Source organism: Altererythrobacter sp. GH1-8 (assembly GCF_043702085.1).
Taxonomy (GTDB): Bacteria; Pseudomonadota; Alphaproteobacteria; order Sphingomonadales; family Sphingomonadaceae; genus Erythrobacter.
In genome coordinates, this window is sequence record NZ_CP171690.1 from 867,881 (window position 1) to 886,408 (window position 18,528).

General features: G+C 58.9%; 24 protein-coding genes. 16 read left to right on the forward strand and 8 right to left on the reverse strand.

The window, feature by feature from the left end:
* Positions 1 to 90: 90 nt before the first annotated feature.
* Entirely contained in the window at positions 91 to 336 is a 246-nt protein-coding gene (locus ACG9DO_RS04225) for a hypothetical protein (RefSeq protein ID WP_394730478.1), read from the forward strand.
* 303 nt (positions 337 to 639) lie between these two features.
* The gene (locus tag ACG9DO_RS04230) at positions 640 to 1,200 is read left to right on the forward strand and encodes a carboxymuconolactone decarboxylase family protein (RefSeq protein WP_394730479.1); all 561 of its coding nucleotides are present in this window, start codon (positions 640 to 642) and stop codon (positions 1,198 to 1,200) included.
* 315 nt (positions 1,201 to 1,515) lie between these two features.
* On the opposite strand, the gene ACG9DO_RS04235 is transcribed toward ACG9DO_RS04230, so the two are convergent.
* Positions 1,516 to 2,289: a DUF4197 family protein gene (locus ACG9DO_RS04235; RefSeq protein ID WP_394730480.1), complete on the reverse strand. Its 774-nt coding sequence runs from the start codon at positions 2,287 to 2,289 to the stop codon at positions 1,516 to 1,518.
* Positions 2,290 to 2,357: 68 nt separating this feature from the next.
* Here ACG9DO_RS04235 and ACG9DO_RS04240 point away from each other — a divergent pair, with 68 nt between their 5' ends.
* The 7 genes from ACG9DO_RS04240 (at position 2,358) to ACG9DO_RS04270 (ending at position 8,628) form a co-directional block, all read left to right on the forward strand.
* Positions 2,358 to 3,263, forward strand: coding sequence for an alpha/beta fold hydrolase (locus tag ACG9DO_RS04240; RefSeq protein WP_394730481.1), 906 nt, complete (start codon positions 2,358 to 2,360; stop codon positions 3,261 to 3,263).
* An 89-nt stretch (positions 3,264 to 3,352) separates the two neighbouring features.
* The gene (locus tag ACG9DO_RS04245) at positions 3,353 to 4,705 is read left to right on the forward strand and encodes a serine hydrolase domain-containing protein (protein ID WP_394730482.1); all 1,353 of its coding nucleotides are present in this window, start codon (positions 3,353 to 3,355) and stop codon (positions 4,703 to 4,705) included.
* A gap of 578 nt (positions 4,706 to 5,283) precedes the next feature.
* Positions 5,284 to 7,332 carry a ribonucleoside-diphosphate reductase subunit alpha gene (locus ACG9DO_RS04250; protein WP_394730483.1) on the forward strand — a complete coding sequence of 683 codons (2,049 nt, stop codon included), beginning with the start codon at positions 5,284 to 5,286 and terminating at the stop codon, positions 7,330 to 7,332.
* Positions 7,333 to 7,444: 112 nt separating this feature from the next.
* Entirely contained in the window at positions 7,445 to 7,627 is a 183-nt protein-coding gene (locus ACG9DO_RS04255; protein WP_394730484.1) for a hypothetical protein, read from the forward strand.
* A 67-nt stretch (positions 7,628 to 7,694) separates the two neighbouring features.
* Positions 7,695 to 8,042 (forward strand): PilZ domain-containing protein, encoded by a 348-nt coding sequence (locus tag ACG9DO_RS04260; protein WP_394730485.1) that lies wholly within the window; start codon positions 7,695 to 7,697, stop codon positions 8,040 to 8,042.
* Between the two features lie 84 nt (positions 8,043 to 8,126).
* A complete protein-coding gene (locus ACG9DO_RS04265) occupies positions 8,127 to 8,333 on the forward strand; it encodes a hypothetical protein (RefSeq protein ID WP_394730486.1) in 207 nt (68 codons plus the stop codon).
* Positions 8,334 to 8,343: 10 nt separating this feature from the next.
* Complete coding sequence (locus tag ACG9DO_RS04270) at positions 8,344 to 8,628, forward strand: LPXTG cell wall anchor domain-containing protein (RefSeq protein WP_394730487.1); 285 nt, start codon at positions 8,344 to 8,346, stop codon at positions 8,626 to 8,628.
* 157 nt (positions 8,629 to 8,785) lie between these two features.
* On the opposite strand, the gene ACG9DO_RS04275 is transcribed toward ACG9DO_RS04270, so the two are convergent.
* Positions 8,786 to 9,028 (reverse strand): DUF2171 domain-containing protein, encoded by a 243-nt coding sequence (locus ACG9DO_RS04275; protein WP_394730488.1) that lies wholly within the window; start codon positions 9,026 to 9,028, stop codon positions 8,786 to 8,788.
* Positions 9,029 to 9,308: 280 nt separating this feature from the next.
* Between ACG9DO_RS04275 and ACG9DO_RS04280 the strand changes: the two genes are divergently transcribed.
* The 4 genes from ACG9DO_RS04280 to ACG9DO_RS04295 all read left to right on the forward strand — a co-directional run bounded on the left by ACG9DO_RS04280 (position 9,309) and on the right by ACG9DO_RS04295 (position 12,309).
* Positions 9,309 to 10,361, forward strand: a complete 1,053-nt coding sequence (locus ACG9DO_RS04280) for a ribonucleotide-diphosphate reductase subunit beta (protein ID WP_394730489.1) — start codon at positions 9,309 to 9,311, stop codon at positions 10,359 to 10,361.
* Between the two features lie 57 nt (positions 10,362 to 10,418).
* On the forward strand, positions 10,419 to 11,120 hold the full coding sequence (locus ACG9DO_RS04285; protein WP_394730490.1) for a DUF3800 domain-containing protein: 702 nt from the start codon (positions 10,419 to 10,421) through the stop codon (positions 11,118 to 11,120).
* Positions 11,120 to 11,581, forward strand: coding sequence for a hypothetical protein (locus tag ACG9DO_RS04290; protein ID WP_394730491.1), 462 nt, complete (start codon positions 11,120 to 11,122; stop codon positions 11,579 to 11,581). Before ACG9DO_RS04285 ends, ACG9DO_RS04290 begins: the two co-directional genes overlap by 1 nt.
* 161 nt (positions 11,582 to 11,742) lie before the next feature.
* Entirely contained in the window at positions 11,743 to 12,309 is a 567-nt protein-coding gene (locus ACG9DO_RS04295; protein WP_394730492.1) for a hypothetical protein, read from the forward strand.
* 43 nt (positions 12,310 to 12,352) lie between these two features.
* Here ACG9DO_RS04295 and ACG9DO_RS04300 read toward each other — a convergent pair whose 3' ends face one another.
* Complete coding sequence (locus ACG9DO_RS04300) at positions 12,353 to 12,748, reverse strand: hypothetical protein (RefSeq protein ID WP_394730493.1); 396 nt, start codon at positions 12,746 to 12,748, stop codon at positions 12,353 to 12,355.
* 233 nt (positions 12,749 to 12,981) lie between these two features.
* Between ACG9DO_RS04300 and ACG9DO_RS04305 the strand changes: the two genes are divergently transcribed.
* A complete protein-coding gene (locus ACG9DO_RS04305) occupies positions 12,982 to 13,239 on the forward strand; it encodes a YdcH family protein (RefSeq protein ID WP_394730494.1) in 258 nt (85 codons plus the stop codon).
* Positions 13,236 to 13,466: a hypothetical protein gene (locus ACG9DO_RS04310; RefSeq protein WP_394730495.1), complete on the forward strand. Its 231-nt coding sequence runs from the start codon at positions 13,236 to 13,238 to the stop codon at positions 13,464 to 13,466. Before ACG9DO_RS04305 ends, ACG9DO_RS04310 begins: the two co-directional genes overlap by 4 nt.
* Positions 13,467 to 13,484: 18 nt before the next feature.
* On the opposite strand, the gene ACG9DO_RS04315 is transcribed toward ACG9DO_RS04310, so the two are convergent.
* The 5 genes from ACG9DO_RS04315 to ACG9DO_RS04335 all read right to left on the reverse strand — a co-directional run bounded on the left by ACG9DO_RS04315 (position 13,485) and on the right by ACG9DO_RS04335 (position 17,469).
* Entirely contained in the window at positions 13,485 to 13,868 is a 384-nt protein-coding gene (locus tag ACG9DO_RS04315; protein ID WP_394730496.1) for a DUF4870 family protein, read from the reverse strand.
* Positions 13,869 to 14,037: 169 nt separating this feature from the next.
* A complete protein-coding gene (locus ACG9DO_RS04320; RefSeq protein ID WP_394730497.1) occupies positions 14,038 to 15,624 on the reverse strand; it encodes a GMC family oxidoreductase in 1,587 nt (528 codons plus the stop codon).
* 24 nt (positions 15,625 to 15,648) lie between these two features.
* The gene (locus ACG9DO_RS04325) at positions 15,649 to 16,596 is read right to left on the reverse strand and encodes a sterol desaturase family protein (protein WP_394730498.1); all 948 of its coding nucleotides are present in this window, start codon (positions 16,594 to 16,596) and stop codon (positions 15,649 to 15,651) included.
* Positions 16,589 to 17,005 carry a hypothetical protein gene (locus ACG9DO_RS04330; protein ID WP_394730499.1) on the reverse strand — a complete coding sequence of 139 codons (417 nt, stop codon included), beginning with the start codon at positions 17,003 to 17,005 and terminating at the stop codon, positions 16,589 to 16,591. Before ACG9DO_RS04330 ends, ACG9DO_RS04325 begins: the two co-directional genes overlap by 8 nt.
* Before the next feature lie 23 nt (positions 17,006 to 17,028).
* Positions 17,029 to 17,469: a TIGR01244 family sulfur transferase gene (locus tag ACG9DO_RS04335; protein ID WP_394730500.1), complete on the reverse strand. Its 441-nt coding sequence runs from the start codon at positions 17,467 to 17,469 to the stop codon at positions 17,029 to 17,031.
* A 280-nt stretch (positions 17,470 to 17,749) separates the two neighbouring features.
* On the opposite strand from ACG9DO_RS04335, the gene ACG9DO_RS04340 reads away from it, so the two are divergent.
* The gene (locus tag ACG9DO_RS04340) at positions 17,750 to 18,523 is read left to right on the forward strand and encodes a cold-shock protein (protein WP_394730501.1); all 774 of its coding nucleotides are present in this window, start codon (positions 17,750 to 17,752) and stop codon (positions 18,521 to 18,523) included.
* Positions 18,524 to 18,528 lie beyond the last annotated feature (5 nt).

Sequence of the window (18,528 nt, forward strand, 5' to 3'; positions counted from 1 at the left end):
TGGCCGAATGCTCAGCGGACATGACTGAAATATGACAAGGGGCTACTTGGACTTGAGCAAGGCTGGGGTTCATGCCAGCCCTACGGGGCAATGAGCAAATCTGATTCGCGCGAGCAACTCCGGATAGCCTTACAAAGGGCGTTGGACGACGCGCAATTTCGACCAGGCAAGCTTGAAACACTGATGGAACAGTACCCGATGCTGCGTGGCTCCGAACGGGGAGCACTCGTGCACTTATCGAACTGGGAAGCAGACGAATATCTGCGACTACAAAGTCCGCAGTTTGCCAATTACAGCAGGAACAGGCTTAGTCAGTTGCTCAAAGCTCTCTATTGACTGGACACTGACAGGCGATCGCGGGTCATACCTAACGAGAAGCAATCGCCAAATTAGGTCCGAAACTTGGAAAACCACTCGAACGTCCGCAAGTGGGTCGTTAGCGGACTGGCTGCTTTTTTCAACACAAGTGACTAAGTTGTCAGTCGACTATCACACGTCGCAATTCGCTTAAGATTGGTCAGGCATTCCACCCAAAAGCGTGCCGACCACCCGCCATTGCTTTGCCAAAGCCGCCAGGCCACAATGTTGCTTGGATCAATGCCTACCGTATAATGATAAGTCGAAGGATAGGAGAAAATCATGCCCCGCGTCCATGTTCCCGAAGAGTACGCGCACGACCCGTTGGCCTATGTCTGGGCCGAATACACGCCCGAGATCGGCGCGGCGGCGGCGGGCTATTCGCTGTCTGTTTACGAGAATTCGCAGCTGTCCATGCGCGAAATGGAAGCAGCCCGTATGCGCACTGCATTGATCAACGGTTGCCATCTGTGCCGTGACATGCGGGCGGCGCGCGATCTGCCCGGCCACATCGAGCGTAGCGGTGGCAGCGTCGAGAAGGCTGCGAAGGCGCGCGACAACACTCCGCCGGACGAACGCTTCTACGCCGAAGTGCAGAACTGGCGTACCTCAGGTGCCTATAACGAACGCGAGCGGCTGGCGATCGAATATGCCGAACGGCTCGGTGAAGCACCGCAATCGATGGACGATGACGAGGATTTCTGGGACCGGATGCACGCCCATTTCAGCGATCGCGAGATTGTCGACCTGACGTTCTCGATCGGCTCGTGGATGGCGCTGGGACGCTTTACCCATGTTCTCGCGCTCGACGGTGTCTGTATGCCGACCATGCCGCAAAGCTGACCCGGCCAGCGATTGAAGTCTGGTCGTCCCCGGCCTTCGGAGCTGTTAGCCTGGCGCAACTCACGCTCTGCTTGGCCATGCCTGCATTGTTCGCACTTGCTTTAAGCTCTGAGGTCTTGCCATTTCTCCAGAGCAGATGAGTACGAGCTTGCAAGCTAAAGTATCTATTGCTTGGTATTCTGAATTGAGGCGGTTGCAGGCGCTAACCTGGACAGAGGTTCATTCGAGCAAACAATATCCGACGTCGCCCACTTTACGTGCTCTTCTTGGAGTTTTTCGTGCTTTTGGGCTGCCCGTCGACAGTCAGCTTCTAACTCAGTCCAGCAACCCCTTAAGCAGTCCGCCAGCCTTGCCCAGTGGATTGGCGCGGAATTTCGCTTCTTCATTGCCGATATAGGCAAAGATCCCGTCCAATGCCTGCTCTGTCACGCTTTCACCCAGCCTTTCGCTCGTCAGCCCGGCATCGCGCACGAGCGAATACCGCTCGCCCAGATCATCGAGCTGGCCGTATGCGCCAAGGCTGGTCATCGCGTCATCCACTAGCGGGCGCAGCTTGCCTTGCAAGGTCTGGCCCGAGCTTTCGCGCAGGTACCGCGTCCCGCCGTCATTCTTGCCAATAATGCCTGGGGCATCGGACAGCTCCAGGGCGCCGATGCTCTCGCGGAAGATCGGCTTGGCTTCGCCCGCCGCAGCGCCTGCCGCATCGTTGACCGTGCGGGTGAGGCCGGCGAGCGGGTTGAGGCTCGAGCGATTGCCGAACAGCCCGCCCAGCAGGCCCCCACCGCCGAGGTTCAGCCCGCCGATCAGCGGCAGTTTGATGCGGATGCTTTCATCATCATAGAATGCACCCGGCTGTGCGAGTTTATCGAGCGCGCTGTCCGATGCCATCGCCAAAAAGTCCGTCAATCCTGCGGCGCGGGCCGGGCTTGCCAAGGCAAGTATCGCGAGGCTGGCACCTGCCCCGATCACGAAAGTTCTTCGGCTTGTGCTGGTGCGGACGATCATCAGGCTCTCTCCCTCTTCGAGACGAGCGACATAGTTGCAGAATGCGCCCTTGAGCGCAATTTTTTGCAATGCGGGCAATGGCATGGCAAAGAGGTTGCAAAGAGCAACGCACTGCAATTTTCGCACCGCACCTCAGAGGAACGCAGGGAAATATGCCGCATATCACAGCGAACGGGCTGGAACTTTTCTATGACGAACATGGGGCGAAAGATGCGCCGCCGATGCTGCTGGTCATGGGCCTCGGCGCGCAAATGACGCTGTGGCCGATGGAATTTGTCGAAGCGCTGGCGATGCGGGGCTTTCGTGTGATCCGGTTCGACAATCGCGACATTGGCCTCAGCCACAAGTTTGACGGAGCGCGCGCGCCCGGCATCATGCGTCAGCTGATCTTTTCGCGCCTGGGTTTCCCGCCCAAAGTGCCCTATTCGCTGTCAGACATGGCGGCCGATGCAGCGGGTGTGCTGGACGCACTTGAGATCGAGCATGTGCATGTGGTCGGCGCCAGCATGGGCGGGATGATCGCGCAGCTGATGGCGGTCCACCATGGTGAGCGGCTAAGGAGTCTCACCTCGATCATGTCCACCACCGGCAATCGAAAGCTGCCGCAGCCGGAAAAGCCCGCCGCCAAGGCGCTGATCGCCCCACTCAAGTCGATGGATGAGGCATATCTGGTCGAACGTGGCAAGCATATTGCAATGGCGATCGGTAGTCCCGGCTATCGCCCCGATCCCGTGCGCTTGGAACAGCGGGTTCGGGAGAATGTTCGCCGGAGCGTCTATCCGCAAGGCGTACCGCGACAGCTCGCCGCGATCATCGACGATGGCGACCGCACCGAGCGTTTGAAGTCTGTCACCACGCCGACGCTGGTGCTGCATGGCGAGGACGATCCGCTGATCAAGGTCGAGGCTGCAAAGGCGACTGCCGCGGCTATTCCCGGCGCCAAACTGAAGACCTATCCGGGCTGGGGCCATGATCTGCCGACAGAGTTGGTCGACACCTTCGCCGATGCAATTGCAGAGCATGCTCACGGTGCCGAGGGCGCACGCCAGGCGGCCTGATCTCGCGCTGCTTCAAAAAGCGGCTTGAACTCTCTCTCAGTATCGTATTAGTGTAGCAATACACTAAAACGGAGAGTCAATGAAATTGCATGGCTTTGGTCCGGCCACCCTGTTGGCCAGCACAGCCCTGTCGTGGATGCCAGCTGCTCAATTACACTTCAGGCATCGCGTCCTACACTTCGATCCCCGGCTGGATGAACCCCGACAACATGGCGCGCAGCTGGACTACGGCTGAGATGATCGAAGTATTCAAGGATCGTCCATCCGACTTCGCGCCAGGCGAACGCTATCTCTATAACAACAGCGGCTACATCCTTGTCGGCGCTGTCATCGAAGCAGTAACGGGCAAGTCATGGGATCAGGTCGTGGTCGAACAGATCTCGCAGCCGCTTGGCCTCTCCAGTATCGCCAGCTTTGCCGATGAAGCGACAACGCCGGGGATGGCGATTGGCTACACCAGCTCAGGCGATGGATCCATCGAGGAGGCGGTGCCGATCCATGCGAGCGTTCCCGCAGCTGCTGGAGGCCTGCGTGGCAATGTGCTGGACCTCTCCAGTTGGGGTAACGCGCTGCATGGAGGCGAAGTGCTCGGCGATGCGCTCTACTTGCAGATGATATCGCGGACGGTTCTAAATGATGCCTCCACTGTCAATTACGGCTTCGGCCTCGATGTCGAGACGTTCCGCGGCCGGGCCAGTATCGGTCATGGCGGCGGGATCAACGGGTTCAACACTGCGAGCACATACCTGCCCGAAGACGACATCTTCGTGGCGGTGCTCAACAACACCGATTCGCCTGACGTGTCAGCCAATTTCCTGATGGCGAAAATCGCGGCCATGGCGCTGGGCGATCCGTTCGAGGACTTCACGCAGGTCAATCTCGATCTCGAAGCGGTCGCAGCGCTGCTCGGCGAATATAAAATCAACGAAGGTGAGTCCCGCAAATTCTACGAGCGCGACGGCAAGCTTTACACGCTGCGCACAGGTGGCGGTGAAGGCGAAGTCTTCCCAGCCGGCGAAGACCGCTTCTTCTATGGTCCAAACAGCCTGACCTGGTTTGCCATAACTCGCGATGCGGAAGGCGTGCTGCAGATGGAGATGCATCAGAACGGCGCATCGACCGCGGAAGTGGCCAAATGGATCGGCCCGGTTAAAACCGCACCGGAAGTTGTGATTAGCCCGGAAACGCTCACGCTCTATGCGGGTTCTTACACCAGCGAGATCGGCACTTTGCTGCTCGCGGTGGGCCAGGACGGTGCGCTCACAGCCAAGCTCAACGCGCAGCCTGTCCTCACCCTTGTCCCGCAAAGCGAAACCGAATTTCAGGTACAGGGTGTTGATGCCTCAGTGCGACTGGTTGTCGAACAGGGCGGGCCGGTTACAGCCGTGATCGGCCAGGGCGGGCAGGAAATGCGGCTCGAAAGGGAAGCGCCAACTGACTGACGGTATCACTGGCGGATAGCGTCAGTGGCCATGTCGAGCCGGCCTGTCACGGCAGTCCGGCTCGTCTTGCGCATGGGCTTCACGCAGCGTCGCTGGATTCGAAAATTGCGCAAGCGGATTCGATTGATTCACAACCCCTCTAGCCTGCTTTTGCCCGCAAAAATTTTTTCGCAGATTCATTTTTGGGCTTGCGCGATCGACAACCCAAGGATTTCCCACGCGTCGCGGCGTTGCACCAATATAATACACCTCGCGTTTGAGCCGAACCGCAGCGTAAATTCGATATTAACCCCCTTGCGCGTTCGGCGGCTCTGATTCAGTATCTAGTGGTTGAGGGCTCGGGGATACCCACAAGACCTAGTTATTCGCCGTGAGGGTACTATCTCTCATGACGGGGGAAGAGTCGGTCGGCGGGAAGCATTTCGAGGCCACACTGTGGGCAAAAGCGGGAAAACTAAATCCCCGCAGGCGCTCAAAACTTGCTAGATGGGGTTGGCCTCATCGAGTCGAACACACCAAGAACATGCGCGAAAAACGCGCGGCGTGACAACAGCTTTTGAGAATGGGGCAAAAAGGACATGGAATTCAGGACCGGGGATGATGCGGCAATGGGGCTGGAAACGGAAAATGCAGGCGGCGTAGGTGAAGCGCTCGAAGCAAGGACCCGGACGTCAAAGAAGGCGGCGAAAGCGGTGGCAATGGACAAACAGGACAAGGGCTCTGAAGAGCTGATCGCGGAAAAGGCCGGCGAAGCGCTTGCTGGGGCCGTGGCTGAAGCTGCGAAAGCCGCAGCAGATGTCGACAGCAAGAAGATCAATCCGCGCCGCTTCACGATAGAGACTGACAGCGAGCGCGATGCCAATCTGACCGAATTCGGCAAGGAAACCCTGACCGATCGCTATCTCCTGCCCGGTGAAAGCTATCAGGATCTGTTTGCGCGCGTGGCTGATGCCTATGCCGACGATCAGGATCACGCGCAGCGGCTTTACGATTACATCTCCAATCTCTGGTTCATGCCGGCAACGCCGGTTCTCTCCAATGGCGGGACCAGCCGCGGCCTGCCGATCAGCTGCTATCTGAACTCGGTCGAAGACAGCTTGAACGGCATCGTCGGCACCTGGAACGAGAATGTGTGGCTCGCATCCAAGGGCGGCGGTATCGGCACCTATTGGGGCAATGTCCGCGGTATTGGTGAGCCGGTCGGCCTGAACGGCAAGACCAGCGGTATCATTCCGTTCGTGCGGGTGATGGACTCGCTGACCCTCGCCATTTCGCAAGGTTCGCTGCGGCGCGGCTCTGCCGCCTGCTACATCGACATCGACCACCCGGAAATCGAGGAATTCCTCGAAATCCGCAAGCCTTCGGGGGACTTCAACCGCAAGGCGCTGAACCTCCACCACGGCGTGCTTGTCACGGACGAGTTCATGGAAGCGGTGCGCGCGGGCGACAGCTTCGACCTTAAATCACCCAAGACCGGCGAAGTGCGCGGAACGGTCGATGCGCGCAGCCTGTTCCAGAAGCTCGTTGAAACCCGCCTTGCAACGGGTGAGCCTTACATCGTCTTCTCTGACACAGTGAACCGCATGATGCCCAAGCATCACCGCGATCTGGGCCTCAAGGTTTCGACCTCCAACCTGTGTTCGGAAATCACCCTGCCGACCGGTATCGATCATCTGGGCAATGACCGCACGGCGGTATGCTGCCTGTCTTCGCTCAACCTTGAGAAGTGGGACGAGTGGTGCACCGACAAGACCTTCATCGAAGATGTCATGCGCTTCCTCGACAACGTGCTGCAGGACTATATCGATCGTGCGCCTGACGAGATGGCGCGCGCGAAATATTCCGCCAGCCGCGAGCGCTCGGTCGGTCTTGGCGTGATGGGCTTCCACTCCTTCCTCCAGTCCAAGAAGATCGGCTTTGAAAGCCCGATGGCCAAGGTCTGGAACCTGAAGATGTTCAAACACATTCAGGGCAAGGCTTCCGAAGCCTCCATGCTGCTCGCACAGGAACGCGGCGCATGCCCGGATGCGGAAGAAATGGGCGCGATGGAGCGTTTCAGCTGCAAGATGGCGATCGCGCCGACCGCGTCGATCAGCATCATCTGCGGCGGCACCTCGGCTTGCATCGAGCCGATCCCGGCCAACATCTACACGCACAAGACGCTGTCCGGCAGCTTCATCGTGAAGAACCCCTATCTGGAGAAGATACTGCGCGAAAAGTCGAAGGATTCGACCCAGGTCTGGAACTCGATCCTCGAGCGTGGAGGGTCGGTCCAGCACCTCGACTTCCTCAGTGCAGAAGAAAAGGCGACCTTCAAGACCAGCTTTGAAATCGACCAGCGCTGGCTGCTTGAATTCGCGGCGGACCGCGCGCCCTATATCGATCAGGCGCAGTCACTGAACCTGTTCATTCCAGCCGATGTCGACAAGTGGGACCTGATGATGCTGCACTTCCAGGCGTGGGAGAAAGGCATCAAGTCGCTCTATTACCTGCGTTCCAAGTCCGTCCAGCGCGCAGGCTTTGCCGGCGGCGTGGAAGCGGACAACACCAAGGACGCGGCGAAGTTCGAGCTTGCGGCAGGTTCTGGCGAACAGACCGATTACGAGGAATGCCTCGCCTGTCAGTAATCCAGCGCTGACTCATCGAACATATGAACAGCTCGGCAAGATGACTTGCCGGGCTGTTTCTTTTTCTAAGCTGTCCGGATAGCATCGACGCAAGCGAATGGGAGGCAAGTCATTGAACCGCGAAACGCTTTTCATTATCGGGATCGTCTTCGTCGGCGTCCTCGCGTTGCTCAATGCATGGCGCGGCGCGGTGCTGCTGCGCTCCGGCGATCAGTCAGGCGGACGCAAGCATCTGGTGCTCGGCCTCTCCATGCTGCTGCTGATCCTCTATGCCAATTACATCTGGGAGGGGTGAGAGCGCCGCACCGGCTAGTTCAGAGGCAAGAATTTGTTGGTGATTTACAGTTAAGGCGGCTCTCACCATGAGAACTCGCAAGACTTCCCGCAAACAGCTGCAAGCGCTTGCGGCGTGCCGCAATGCGGTCGGCCGCCAGTGGGAGACCGTGCTGGCCGATGTATCGGAAGGCGGCTGCAAGGTGCTCGACCCGAGCCATCAGATCCGTAAGGGCGAGCGCCTTCATCTCTATTTTGCAGACACCGGACCGCATATGGTCCAGGCAACCTGGCGGCGCGGCGAGCATGTCGGCCTCGAATTCCGCTCACCTCTGACCGATGAAATGCTGGAAAACCTCGGCGCGCAAGACTGGTCCCGGGCCGGCGCAACTGTCCCTGATGGCGCGCCCGGCGTCACGGCATTGCGCTTCGTCTGAACGACCATTGCAAAAGCTGCGCTTGCTGAGCGGCGCAGATTGGGCATACTCGTCTCTCCGAAAAGAGCGAGGGGCGAAGCTTTAATGACAGTTGGCAATTTTGCGTTGGGCTTGGGCATCGTCTTGATGCTGGTCCAGCTGGGCCTCTTCTTCAACGCTGCGCGCGGCGGTGCGCTGTCGCAAGGCCTCAAGGTGACGATGCTGGCGATGGCGATCTTCCCGCCGGTCTTTGCCTATCTTGCCTTCTCCGTCTTCTGGCCTGAGCTTGGCGCGCAGGCGCTTTCCGGATAGGAGACCTCCGATGATCCTGCGTCTTGTCACCACTGGCGTACTGCTTCTGCTGCTCTCCGCCTGTGCGAGCCAGATCGATGCAGGTATCGCGCAAGGTGCAGACGTCCCCGGTTTCTGGTGGGGGCTGTGGCACGGCTTCATCTTCCCGTGGGCGTGGATCGGCTCGCTCTTCAGCGAGGAGATCGCGGTTTACGCTGTGCCCAACACCGGCGGCTGGTATGATTTCGGTTTCTTCGTCGGAATTACCGTGCTGGGCGGCGGGAGCTTCTTCGGATCAAAAAAGCGCCGGGCTTAGCGCGCGGCCACCACCAGCTTCCCCCAACGCAAAAACCCCGGCCTTCACCCCGTCATGAGGACAGAGGGATGATGAACCGGAGCTCTTCGCTGTCGCCCTCCAGCCGGATGACGCAAGGTCCTCACGGCTGTCCGCTGACAGGGCTTGAAATGGAAAGTTACGAGGTCACGCTCGCCTTGTTGCCAAGACCCAGCGGAATGTCTGCATCGCTCTTCAGATAGACGCGGTTGTCGTCAATCTTGTCGACATCGTCGAGCTGCAAGAAGTGATGCTTGTTATCCAGACTGTCTGACTTGGTCAGCTTGATCGTATCGTCACGGACACTATCGACTGTCCCGACGTGCTGGCCCTGTGCGTCTGCAACTTCCATGTGTTCACGAATGCGAATCTTCTCAAACATATTCTCTCTCTTTCTGCGGGGAAATGTCCCGCTGTTTGAATGACTTACACCTTACTAACGGGTGGAGAGAGGGATTCGTTCCTCGGTTCGTCGGGGCTCAGGCACGGGTGAGAGGATGGGCGGACGGGCGCCCTTTCACGCGCGCGGGCGCGCGCGGCGAACTTGAAAAAAGCGCATCTTTCTGCCCGCTTTATCCCCGCCTGATCCTTTTCGCTTGCTATCGAATCGCGGCTGTGATTCCTATATTGGTAATTCACGCTGAAACCCGGAGAACCACAAGATGTCGTTGCTCGAAGCCCGTAAGACCTACAAGCCCTTTGAATACCCGTGGGCTTACGAGTTCTGGAAACGCCAGCAGCAGATCCACTGGATGCCCGAGGAAGTGCCTCTGGGTGAGGACTGCCGCGACTGGGCGCAGAAGATCACCGAGCACGAGCGCAATCTGCTCACGCAGATCTTCCGCTTCTTCACGCAGGCCGATGTCGAAGTGCAGGATTGTTACCACGACAAATACGGCCGCGTATTCAAGCCGACCGAGATCAAGATGATGCTCACCGCCTTCTCCAATATGGAAACGGTGCACATCGCGGCGTACTCTCACTTGCTCGACACGATCGGCATGCCGGAATCAGAATATTCCGCCTTCCTCGAATATGAGGAGATGAAGGACAAGCACGATTACCTGCAGTTGTTCGGTGTGGACACCGATGAAGACATCGCCCGCACGCTGGCGGTGTTCGGCGGCTTCACCGAAGGGATGCAGCTGTTCGCAAGCTTTGCCATGCTGATGAACTTCCCGCGCTTCAACAAGATGAAGGGTATGGGGCAGATCGTCAGCTGGTCGGTGCGCGACGAGAGCCTCCACTGCGAGGGCATCGTGCGGCTGTTCCACGAATTCGTGCGGGAGCGCGATTGCTACACCAAGGCGGTGAAGGAAGACATCATCGACATCTGCCAGAAGTCGGTGCGGCTGGAAGACAACTTCATCGACCTCGCGTTCGAGATGGGGCCCGTCAGCGGGATGACCGCGAAGGAGATCAAGAAGTATATCCGCTACATCGCGGACTGGCGTCTGGGCCAGCTCGGCCTGCAGCCGATCTACATGATCGACGATCACCCGCTGCCCTGGCTCGCCCCGCTGCTGAACGGCGTGGAGCATGCGAACTTCTTCGAAACCCGCGCGACCGAATATTCGAAGGGCGCGACCAAGGGCAACTGGCAGGACGTGTGGTCAAGCTTCGACAAGCGCCAGAAGGCGAAAGCCGCGAACGAAGCGGGCGCGATCGAGGACGATGGCCCGGATATGTTCGGCGAGAGCGAAGCGGCTGAGTAGGGGCTGAGGCTGCGGAGTGAGCATTAGCTTCATCGTCGCTAGTAGGTCGAAACTGCCATGAATTTCGAAGTCTATTGCGACGAATCTCTGCCCGATCTCTTTACGTCAAAGAAACCGCGCGCAAAGTATCTGATGATCGGTGCGTTGTGGCTGCCAGCAGACTTGCGCGAAGAAGCCAAGGCTAAGATTGCCCGGCTGCGGGAGCGGCACAACGTTCACGGTGAGATGAAGTGGCGCAAGATTTCGCCCTCACGTGTCGATTTCTATGCCGAAGTGATTGATATGTTCTTTGCCTATGGCTCGGACATGCGCTTCCGCTGCATTGCGGTCGATCACGAGAAGACCAATCTGGAAAACCTCCATGATGGAGACGGAGAGCTGGGTTTCTATAAATTCTATTACCAGCTGCTCCATCACTGGATACTCGACTTCAACGAGTACACTGTCTTCTGCGACCTGAAATCGAATCGTTCACCCACTCGTCTTGCCGAATTGCGCAAAGTTCTGAGCAACGCCAACCTTTCTGCCGAAATCCTAAACGTGCAGCCGCTTCCATCCGGTCAGCTAGTGCTGATGCAACTGTGCGATATTTTGCTGGGCGCAGCCAACAGTCGCCTCAATTTCAAGGCGCCAGCCTCGCCTGCCAAATTGGCAATAGTTGAGCGGATTGAAGCGCGCCTTGGCCGCGGCATTGGCCCGACTTGGAAAAGTGAGGAAAAGTTTAACGTCTTCAAGATTGATCTGCAGGGAGGCTGGTAATGCCGCCACCCTTGCTAAGACTCGCGGACCAAGCCGCCTATCAACAGCATTTCGTGACTAAGTATTGCGCAGGCCCGCTGATAACAAATGACGGGATACCGGTCTTCTTCAAGCGCCATTCGTTTTATCACGCATTCTTCGATACGGTGGTCCATAAGGACGACACATTCTCATCTATTCGCGCCGAACGAATGGACTGGATCGAAGCCACGTTAGTCGATCCACAAACTCAGCGCTTCCAGGGCTATTTGGCCAAGGTCAAAAAGCACGACCCTGCGCGCCGCGTGGAACTTCGCTATCAGAATTTCATCGTAGTGCTAATCATGGGCTTAAAGAAGGACGGCAGCCTCAAGGCTGAGTTTCTGACCTGCTATGCGGTCAACAACAACCGCCTCCCTAAGGTCCAAAACGCGCCCGCTTGGACTAGAGAAGATTGCGAAAACGCGTTGCAAAAGAGGTAATTGGACGTTGGTTCGCTACGCTGGCCCAGCGTCCAAGGCCTTGATAGGTTCAAAGCCGATAGGCAGCGAACTCGGAATTTGTATGGTGATCTTTTCCCAACATGTCAAATCTAATATTACATCGAAAGTAATGTTCCTCATAAACTTCAAAGACTTAAGGAATGAGTAACTCTCAATTGGTTTTCTCCGCCACCACCCTCCTCCTCGCCGCCCCCGCCCTTGCGCAGGAGCAGGCGGACGATCCCGTCACGGCGGTATCGCAGGCCGAAGATGTCACTGCAGAGGCCATTGTCGAGGAACCTGTCGACCAAGACCCCGCCGAGGCCGCGCCAGCAGACGAGGAACCGCTAGACATCGGCTCTTTGTTTGGTTCCCTTTTCGGCGGCCGGAATGAGCGCTCGCCCGAGGAAACCGAAGCCATCGCGAAGGACGCTTCCTTCCACCCACTCGGTAGCCGCGAAAATCCGGTCCGCGCAGAGCGCCCCCCCGGCCAGCGCGCCTACCTCTCGCGGCTGCGCTGCAGCAACCTCAAGCGCCCGAAGTTCGAACGGCGCGGCAGCGCGGGCATGTCGCCCTATGGCAGCATCGTCGATGTCTACGAAGTGACTTGCAAGAAGGCCGAGCCCGCCGAAAGCTATATCTATCTCGACATGTACCACCCGGGCCATGTTGAAGAGGAAGCCGTGCCCGGCTTTGGTATCACTGGCGGCCGCAAGGGCAGCGACTGAGCGGCGCGATTACTCGCCCCCTTCACGGTGGATGTGTCGGGCCTTAGCCGGATCGCCCAGTCTGTATTACCAGCCACGGCATCAGGCCGAACAGCACTTGCCCTGCAAACCCGAAAACGCCGGGCGGTTCGAGCAAGCCCGCGATCCACTGCGCCACGCTCTCTCCCAGCGCGGCTGTGAGCAGCACTTCGGCCGCGATCAACAGCGCGAAGGCGATCGCGCCCATGACGAGCGCTTCACCCGCCCTCGCTATCCCGAACCGGCCCACCAACTTGCGCGCGGCCACCCAGCTGGCAACGAGAATCACCGACAGCTCCAGCAAAATGAATGTGGTCTCGCCCAGCGCCTCAGCGCCCCGCAGCACCCGCACCGTGCCAAGCACAAAGCCGAGCGCAAAGATTATCGCGAAATAGGTGATGGCTGCCCTGGCGATCTGCATCACCGGCAAGATAGCACAATTCGCGCCCTGTCCTACATGCCCGGCGCAATGCTAGGACGCGAAAATGGCGATTTCCCCCATTTCCTCATATGTTTACGCCCCAAATGGGCTCGCGATAATTTCGCCTCTGGACTGTGTAACATGCGTATCCAACACGCTTGATCCTGATCAAAGCAAGTGGGCGCAAGCCCAGGTACAAGCTCTGTGGACGATGCAACAGAAAGGCTGCCCCTATGTCACAGCACACGCCCAATGAGTTGACCGAAATCTTCAAGCGGGAACGCGATGCCCTCACCCGGCTCAAGACGAAGAACCGCCATTTCGCGCGGCTCGCGGATACCTATCACGAGGTGAACCGCGAAGTGCACCGGATCGAAGCGGGCAATGAATTTGCGAGCGATGAACGCACCGAGGAGCTCAAGAAGAAACGCCTCGCGCTGCTCGACGAGATCACCGCGATGGTACACGCGCAGCATGGAGTGACCGCATGAGAAGATCCCGCGAACACGGCTCTGGCCTGACCCTGGCGCTGGTCGCCTCGTTCGCAGTGGCGGCTTGCAACCAGGCGCAAGAAAAGAGCTATGAAGCCGATGTCGAAGATGTCAGTGGGGGCGAATTGATTGTCTCTGAACCGGACCCGGACGCGGTCGATGTCGATCTGCCTGAGACCGAAATGACCAATGTGCCGGCTGACGAAAGCGAGGCGAGCGGGGAGTGATGGCGCGGCGCCAGGCGGTCAGAACAACAGCGTGTCCGGCTCCGGCATGGGCTCATGCCTCTGCGCTTTCATCAGGCTGAGGACGCTGCGCACGCCGACCCAGACCGCAGTTGCAATAAGCAATGGCACGCCGATCAGTACAATGGAGAGGACTGCGCCAATGATGCTTGCAACAAAACCGATCCAGAACGTGCGGATGAGGTAGGTGTAGTGTGACGAAATCCACGGCTCGTGGCTTTCGCCTCGCCATATATGGGCAAGCACAATCCCGACCAGCCCTGTGATGCCGGTCACGAAACTGCCGAGATAGAGCAGGCTGATGATCGTCGGACGGTTGAGGTCAAACCCGGAATTCGCTGGCGGGCCGCTATTGCGCCGCGTCGGCGTGCTGTTGTCGTCCATGTGCTTTCCCCTCGATCAGATCGACGGAACATACACCAAGGGTGAGCCGCATCAAGCCGTCGCAGCTTTCACAAATTCCGCGCAGCGCTCGCCGATCATGATGCACCTGCCCTTCAGCGAACGTGGGAACCGGTTTCGCGCCCGGAAGGGCAGGCGAAGGGTCAGAGCATCATGCAGTTGCAGCCTTCACGAAGTCCGCGCAGCGCTCGCCGATCATGATGCTCGGCGCATTGGTGTTGCCTGAGACAAGCCGCGGCATGATCGAGGCATCGGCGACCCACAGGCCTTCGATGCCGCGTGCCTTCAAGGTGGGATCGACCACTGCGTCCCCGTCCGATCCCATGCGGCAGGTGCCGACCGGGTGATAGATCGTGTCAGCGATGGAACGGATGTGGGCTTCCAACGCTTCATCATCGTCAAAGTCGATCGGGTTGCGAAGCGTCGCGCCCAGGTCTTTCATCGCGCCGGTTTCAGCAATGCGGACCATCAGCCGCGTGCCCTTCTTGAGCAGCTCCATGTCGCGCGGATCGGAGAGGAAATTGGGATTGATCGCGGGCTGCTCGCCTGCATCGGCACTGCGCAGCTTGACCCAGCCGCGGCTTTCCGGGCGCAGCACGCAGGCATGCAGCGAGAAGCCATGCACGCGCAGCTTGTCGCGCCCATGGTTCTGGATGATTGCGCGGATAAAGTGGTACTGGATGTCGGGCGCGGGCGAGGCCGGGTCGACCGTTACAAACCCGCCGCTCTCAGCGAAGTTCGTGGTCAGCATGCCGGTGCGGTGGCGGCGATATTCGAGATAGGATTTGGCGACTTGCCAGATGCCGCGCAAGGATCCTCCGAACAACGTGAGATCGTCAAGCTCGTATCCAAGAACCATGTCGCAATGGTCCTGCAGGTCGGCACCAACCGCAGCACGGTCGAGCTTCACCTCAATCCCGTGCCGCTGCAATTCCGCGCCCGGACCCACGCCCGAAAGCATCAGGATCTGCGGCGAACCGAACGCGCCGGCGGACAGGATAATGCCGGCATTGGCGCGGATGGTTTCGCGTTTGCCGCCGCGCCGGATTGTAACGCCGGTAGCGCGTCCATCATCAATCTCGATCTTCTCGACCAGCGCGCCGGTACGGATGTCGAAATTGGGCTTGCCTTCGAGCGGTTCGACAAAGGCGCGAGCCGAGGACCAGCGCTCGCCATTGGACTGCGTGACCTGATACAGCCCCATCCCCTCCTGGCGCGCTCCGTTGAAGTCATTATTGTGCGGAATCTGGAGCTGGGTGGCGGCCTCGACAAAGGCCTTCGCGACGTAGCTTGGGCTGATCTGTTCGTTGACCTTGAGCGGTCCCCCGCTGCCATGGAAATCATCCGCGCCGCGCGCATTGTCTTCCTGGCGCTTGAACACCGGAAGCACGTCCTCCCACGCCCAGCCGGTGCAGCCGAGCGCCGCCCAATTGTCATAGTCCCACGGATTGCCGCGAATATAGACCATGCCGTTGGTGGCGCTCGACCCGCCCAGCCCGCGACCGCGCGGTTGGTAGCCGACCCTGCCGCCGAGCGCGTCCATCGGCTCGGTATCGTATTCATAAAGGCTCTTCTTCGGCATCATCGAGAGCAATCCCGGCGTACGCGTAAAGGCGTGCTTGTTCTCGCCGCCCGCTTCGAGAAGGCAAACGCGCTTGCTGCCGTCTTCCGCCAGCCGTGCAGCCGCTGCGCTGCCCGCACTGCCGCTGCCGATCACGATGTAATCGAAAGTATCCATTCCCTCTCCTCTTGGGAGAAGATGTTAGGCAGCCTCTTGGCCCTCTGCAATCGAGTTTTTCAATGCAACTGGATTTTCCTGGGCCCGGCTCTGTTTCCAGCGCGCGCGGATCATGTCTGAAGTCTCGCGGCTGCCATCATGCGTCCAGCCCGGTTCGCGAAGGAGATAAGAGAGCTTGTGCCTCCACGGCGCCTTCCAGATATCGCTCAGCATGCCGATCCATTCATGGAAGACCGCCCACAGCAAGTTGAAGCTGCCGAGCTGCTTGACAATGCCATAGCGGATTTTCTCGTCGCGGGTTTCAGGCTCGAACGTGCCGAACATCTTGTCCCATATGATGAAGACACCGGCATAGTTGCGGTCGAGATAGCGCGGGTTGGTGGCATGGTGGACGCGGTGGTGGCTCGGCGTGTTCATGACGGCTTCGAACCAGCGCGGCATCCGGTCGATGGCCTCGGTGTGAATCCAGAACTGGTAGATCAGATTGAAGCCGCCGCAGATCGCAATCATTGCCGGGTGGAAGCCAAGCAGCACCAGCGGCAAGGCAAAGACGAAGCCGAAGGTGAAAGGCCCGGTCCACGTCTGACGCAAAGCGGTCGAAAGGTTGTAATGCTGACTGGAATGGTGGTTTACATGCGCTGCCCACATCCAGCGGATGCGGTGACCGGCGCGGTGAACCCAGTAATATTTGAAGTCATCGAGCACGAAGCATAGCGGCCAGGCCCACCAGACAGTCCACCATTCAGGCCCGAAATCGATCAGGCGATACTCCCACACACCGAGAAACAGCAGGAAGAAGAAGCCGCCGAACAGCAAGCCGGAGACTGTGCTTCCCAGGCCAAAGGCGAGGCTCGTGAGCGTATCCTTGGCTTCATAGGCGTCCGGCCTGCGCTTCCAGGCCCAGATCATCTCGATCAGGACCAGCAGGACGAAGCCGGGCACGGCATAATCAACGGGCGAAAAATCAGGCATTGCCAGTTGCATTTAGGCGATTGATGGCGTCTTCCCAAGGGGCAGGATCATCGATTTGTAGGGTGACCATGCCAAAGCGCTTCTCGCCGGGATCGATTGCGAGAGCTTCTCGGTCGCGCTGCGCATGTGCCGATGGGCCGAGGATCCGGCCGGCGAAATGAACCCCGTGGGGCTTCACCAGCATGATTTGCCCGGCTGCATCGCGCAGCAAGGCGCCTTGCCCTTGCTTGTCCAAGGCAACCTCAATCGGTGCAAAGCCGTCACTCACTTCCCCCGCTACCGCAATTGCTTGTGAGTCGTCCGTTAGCCTGCGCGTTGCACCAAGCCCCAGCTTCTTGACGAGCCAGGCGAGCACGAGGATAGCAATAAGAGAACCGCCGAATTGCAGGGCTTGAGAAGGCACATTCATCGCAATAGGTTCATCCGATGATCTCAGCCCTGAGACTGTGAGGCGAACATATCCAGTGCTGGCCTGATCGGCGAGACATCATAGCCAGCCTCATTGGCAGCTGCTGCGATTGCATCTGGATCGCCGCCGGAGCGCGCTTGTGCCAAGGCCCACAGGAAGGTCGACCGGGTGCCCGAGCGGCAATAGGCAAGCACGGGGCCTTGCGCAGCAACGAGCGCCTGCTGCATCGCTTCCACCTGCGGTTCGCTGAATCCAGAATGTCCTATGGGTATCGCGAGATACTCTATGCCAGCCGCATGCGCGGCAGCTTCGATCTCCGGACCCTGAGGTTCGTCGGGGGCTTCACCATCGGGGCGATTGTTGATCACTAATGTGATACCCTGCGCTGCCGCTTCGGTTAAATCCTGCGGCGTGATTTGAGGACTGGCGAACATGGTGGCACTGAGCTGGCGAAATTGTGGCATGGCTTGGCGAGTCCCTGAGTGACGCGACGCTGGGGTGCGCCGCAAGTGCTGAAGAACGCAAGTAGCTGCAAAATAGCCTTTTGCCAAAATGTCACAAAAGTGCGCGATGAAACATCTGCTCATTAAATCGTTCGCTCAGCGCATTCTTTTGCGCTATGTCGCGAATGGTGCGGGGGGGGTGGACCGCGAGTCCGCTCTTCTAAAGTGTCCGGTGCGGTTTGCCGTCCCTGTATCCGGCACGAAGATATTATGGGCGGGAAGACAAGGTAATTTTTGAGTTATGGGTTACGATAGAGGACGTCGCCGCGGACGAGACAAGCGCGACGGATTCGGCGAAGACAACTTCGACCCCTTCGGTGGCGACGGATACCAGCCACCCTCCGACTTCGGAAATGACCGCTTTGGCGGAGGCCGTGATGATCGCGGTGGCTATGGTGGTGGCGATCGCTTCGGCGGCGGCGGCGGCGGTGACCGTTTCGGTGGCGGCCCACGTGGCGGCGGCGGGGGCGGTGGTCCGCGCGGTGGCGGCGGTGCCGGCGGTGGCGGCGGTTTCAACCGCATGCCGGCGCAGGTCGTTGGTACCGGCAAGGGAACGGTCAAGTTCTTCAACAGCCAAAAAGGCTTCGGGTTTATCCAGCAGGAAACCGGCGGCGAAGATGTGTTCGTTCATATCAGCGCAGTTGAACGTGCTGGGCTCGAAGGACTGGCTGAAGGACAAGAGCTGGAATTCAATCTGGTTGATCGCGGCGGAAAGGTTTCCGCCCAGGATATCCAGATTGTGGGTGATGTCATTCAGGTTGAGCAGCGCAGCACAGCTCCGCAGCGCGAGCTGACTGGTGAAAAGGCGACGGGGACGGTAAAGTTCTTCAATTCAATGAAGGGCTTTGGGTTTCTCACGCGCGATGATGGCCAACCCGATGCGTTTGTGCACATCAGCGCGGTTGAACGCTCTGGGCTGCAGGGGCTGAATGAAGGCGAACGCTACGAGTTCGATCTCGAAGTCGACCGACGAGGAAAGCACTCGGCGGTTAACCTGGTGCCCGTTCAAGGTTGATCAGC

Bases quoted from the DNA above. Each gene is read 5' to 3' on its own strand.
- ACG9DO_RS04275 (WP_394730488.1), bottom strand. From the start codon at position 9,028: ATGTTTGAGAAGATTCGCATTCGTGAACACATGGAAGTTGCAGACGCA.
- ACG9DO_RS04280 (WP_394730489.1), top strand. From the start codon at position 9,309: ATGTCGTTGCTCGAAGCCCGTAAGACCTACAAGCCCTTTGAATACCCG.
- ACG9DO_RS04240 (WP_394730481.1), top strand. From the start codon at position 2,358: ATGCCGCATATCACAGCGAACGGGCTGGAACTTTTCTATGACGAACAT.
- ACG9DO_RS04285 (WP_394730490.1), top strand. From the start codon at position 10,419: ATGAATTTCGAAGTCTATTGCGACGAATCTCTGCCCGATCTCTTTACG.
- ACG9DO_RS04250 (WP_394730483.1), top strand. From the start codon at position 5,284: ATGGAATTCAGGACCGGGGATGATGCGGCAATGGGGCTGGAAACGGAA.
- ACG9DO_RS04320 (WP_394730497.1), bottom strand. From the start codon at position 15,624: ATGGATACTTTCGATTACATCGTGATCGGCAGCGGCAGTGCGGGCAGC.
- ACG9DO_RS04230 (WP_394730479.1), top strand. From the start codon at position 640: ATGCCCCGCGTCCATGTTCCCGAAGAGTACGCGCACGACCCGTTGGCC.
- ACG9DO_RS04235 (WP_394730480.1), bottom strand. From the start codon at position 2,289: ATGCCATTGCCCGCATTGCAAAAAATTGCGCTCAAGGGCGCATTCTGC.
- ACG9DO_RS04310 (WP_394730495.1), top strand. From the start codon at position 13,236: ATGAGAAGATCCCGCGAACACGGCTCTGGCCTGACCCTGGCGCTGGTC.
- ACG9DO_RS04325 (WP_394730498.1), bottom strand. From the start codon at position 16,596: ATGCCTGATTTTTCGCCCGTTGATTATGCCGTGCCCGGCTTCGTCCTG.
- ACG9DO_RS04290 (WP_394730491.1), top strand. From the start codon at position 11,120: ATGCCGCCACCCTTGCTAAGACTCGCGGACCAAGCCGCCTATCAACAG.
- ACG9DO_RS04265 (WP_394730486.1), top strand. From the start codon at position 8,127: ATGACAGTTGGCAATTTTGCGTTGGGCTTGGGCATCGTCTTGATGCTG.
- ACG9DO_RS04270 (WP_394730487.1), top strand. From the start codon at position 8,344: ATGATCCTGCGTCTTGTCACCACTGGCGTACTGCTTCTGCTGCTCTCC.
- ACG9DO_RS04245 (WP_394730482.1), top strand. From the start codon at position 3,353: ATGGCTTTGGTCCGGCCACCCTGTTGGCCAGCACAGCCCTGTCGTGGA.
- ACG9DO_RS04295 (WP_394730492.1), top strand. From the start codon at position 11,743: ATGAGTAACTCTCAATTGGTTTTCTCCGCCACCACCCTCCTCCTCGCC.
- ACG9DO_RS04335 (WP_394730500.1), bottom strand. From the start codon at position 17,469: ATGCCACAATTTCGCCAGCTCAGTGCCACCATGTTCGCCAGTCCTCAA.
- ACG9DO_RS04225 (WP_394730478.1), top strand. From the start codon at position 91: ATGAGCAAATCTGATTCGCGCGAGCAACTCCGGATAGCCTTACAAAGG.
- ACG9DO_RS04330 (WP_394730499.1), bottom strand. From the start codon at position 17,005: ATGAATGTGCCTTCTCAAGCCCTGCAATTCGGCGGTTCTCTTATTGCT.
- ACG9DO_RS04340 (WP_394730501.1), top strand. From the start codon at position 17,750: ATGGGTTACGATAGAGGACGTCGCCGCGGACGAGACAAGCGCGACGGA.
- ACG9DO_RS04305 (WP_394730494.1), top strand. From the start codon at position 12,982: ATGTCACAGCACACGCCCAATGAGTTGACCGAAATCTTCAAGCGGGAA.
- ACG9DO_RS04300 (WP_394730493.1), bottom strand. From the start codon at position 12,748: ATGCAGATCGCCAGGGCAGCCATCACCTATTTCGCGATAATCTTTGCG.
- ACG9DO_RS04260 (WP_394730485.1), top strand. From the start codon at position 7,695: ATGAGAACTCGCAAGACTTCCCGCAAACAGCTGCAAGCGCTTGCGGCG.
- ACG9DO_RS04315 (WP_394730496.1), bottom strand. From the start codon at position 13,868: ATGGACGACAACAGCACGCCGACGCGGCGCAATAGCGGCCCGCCAGCG.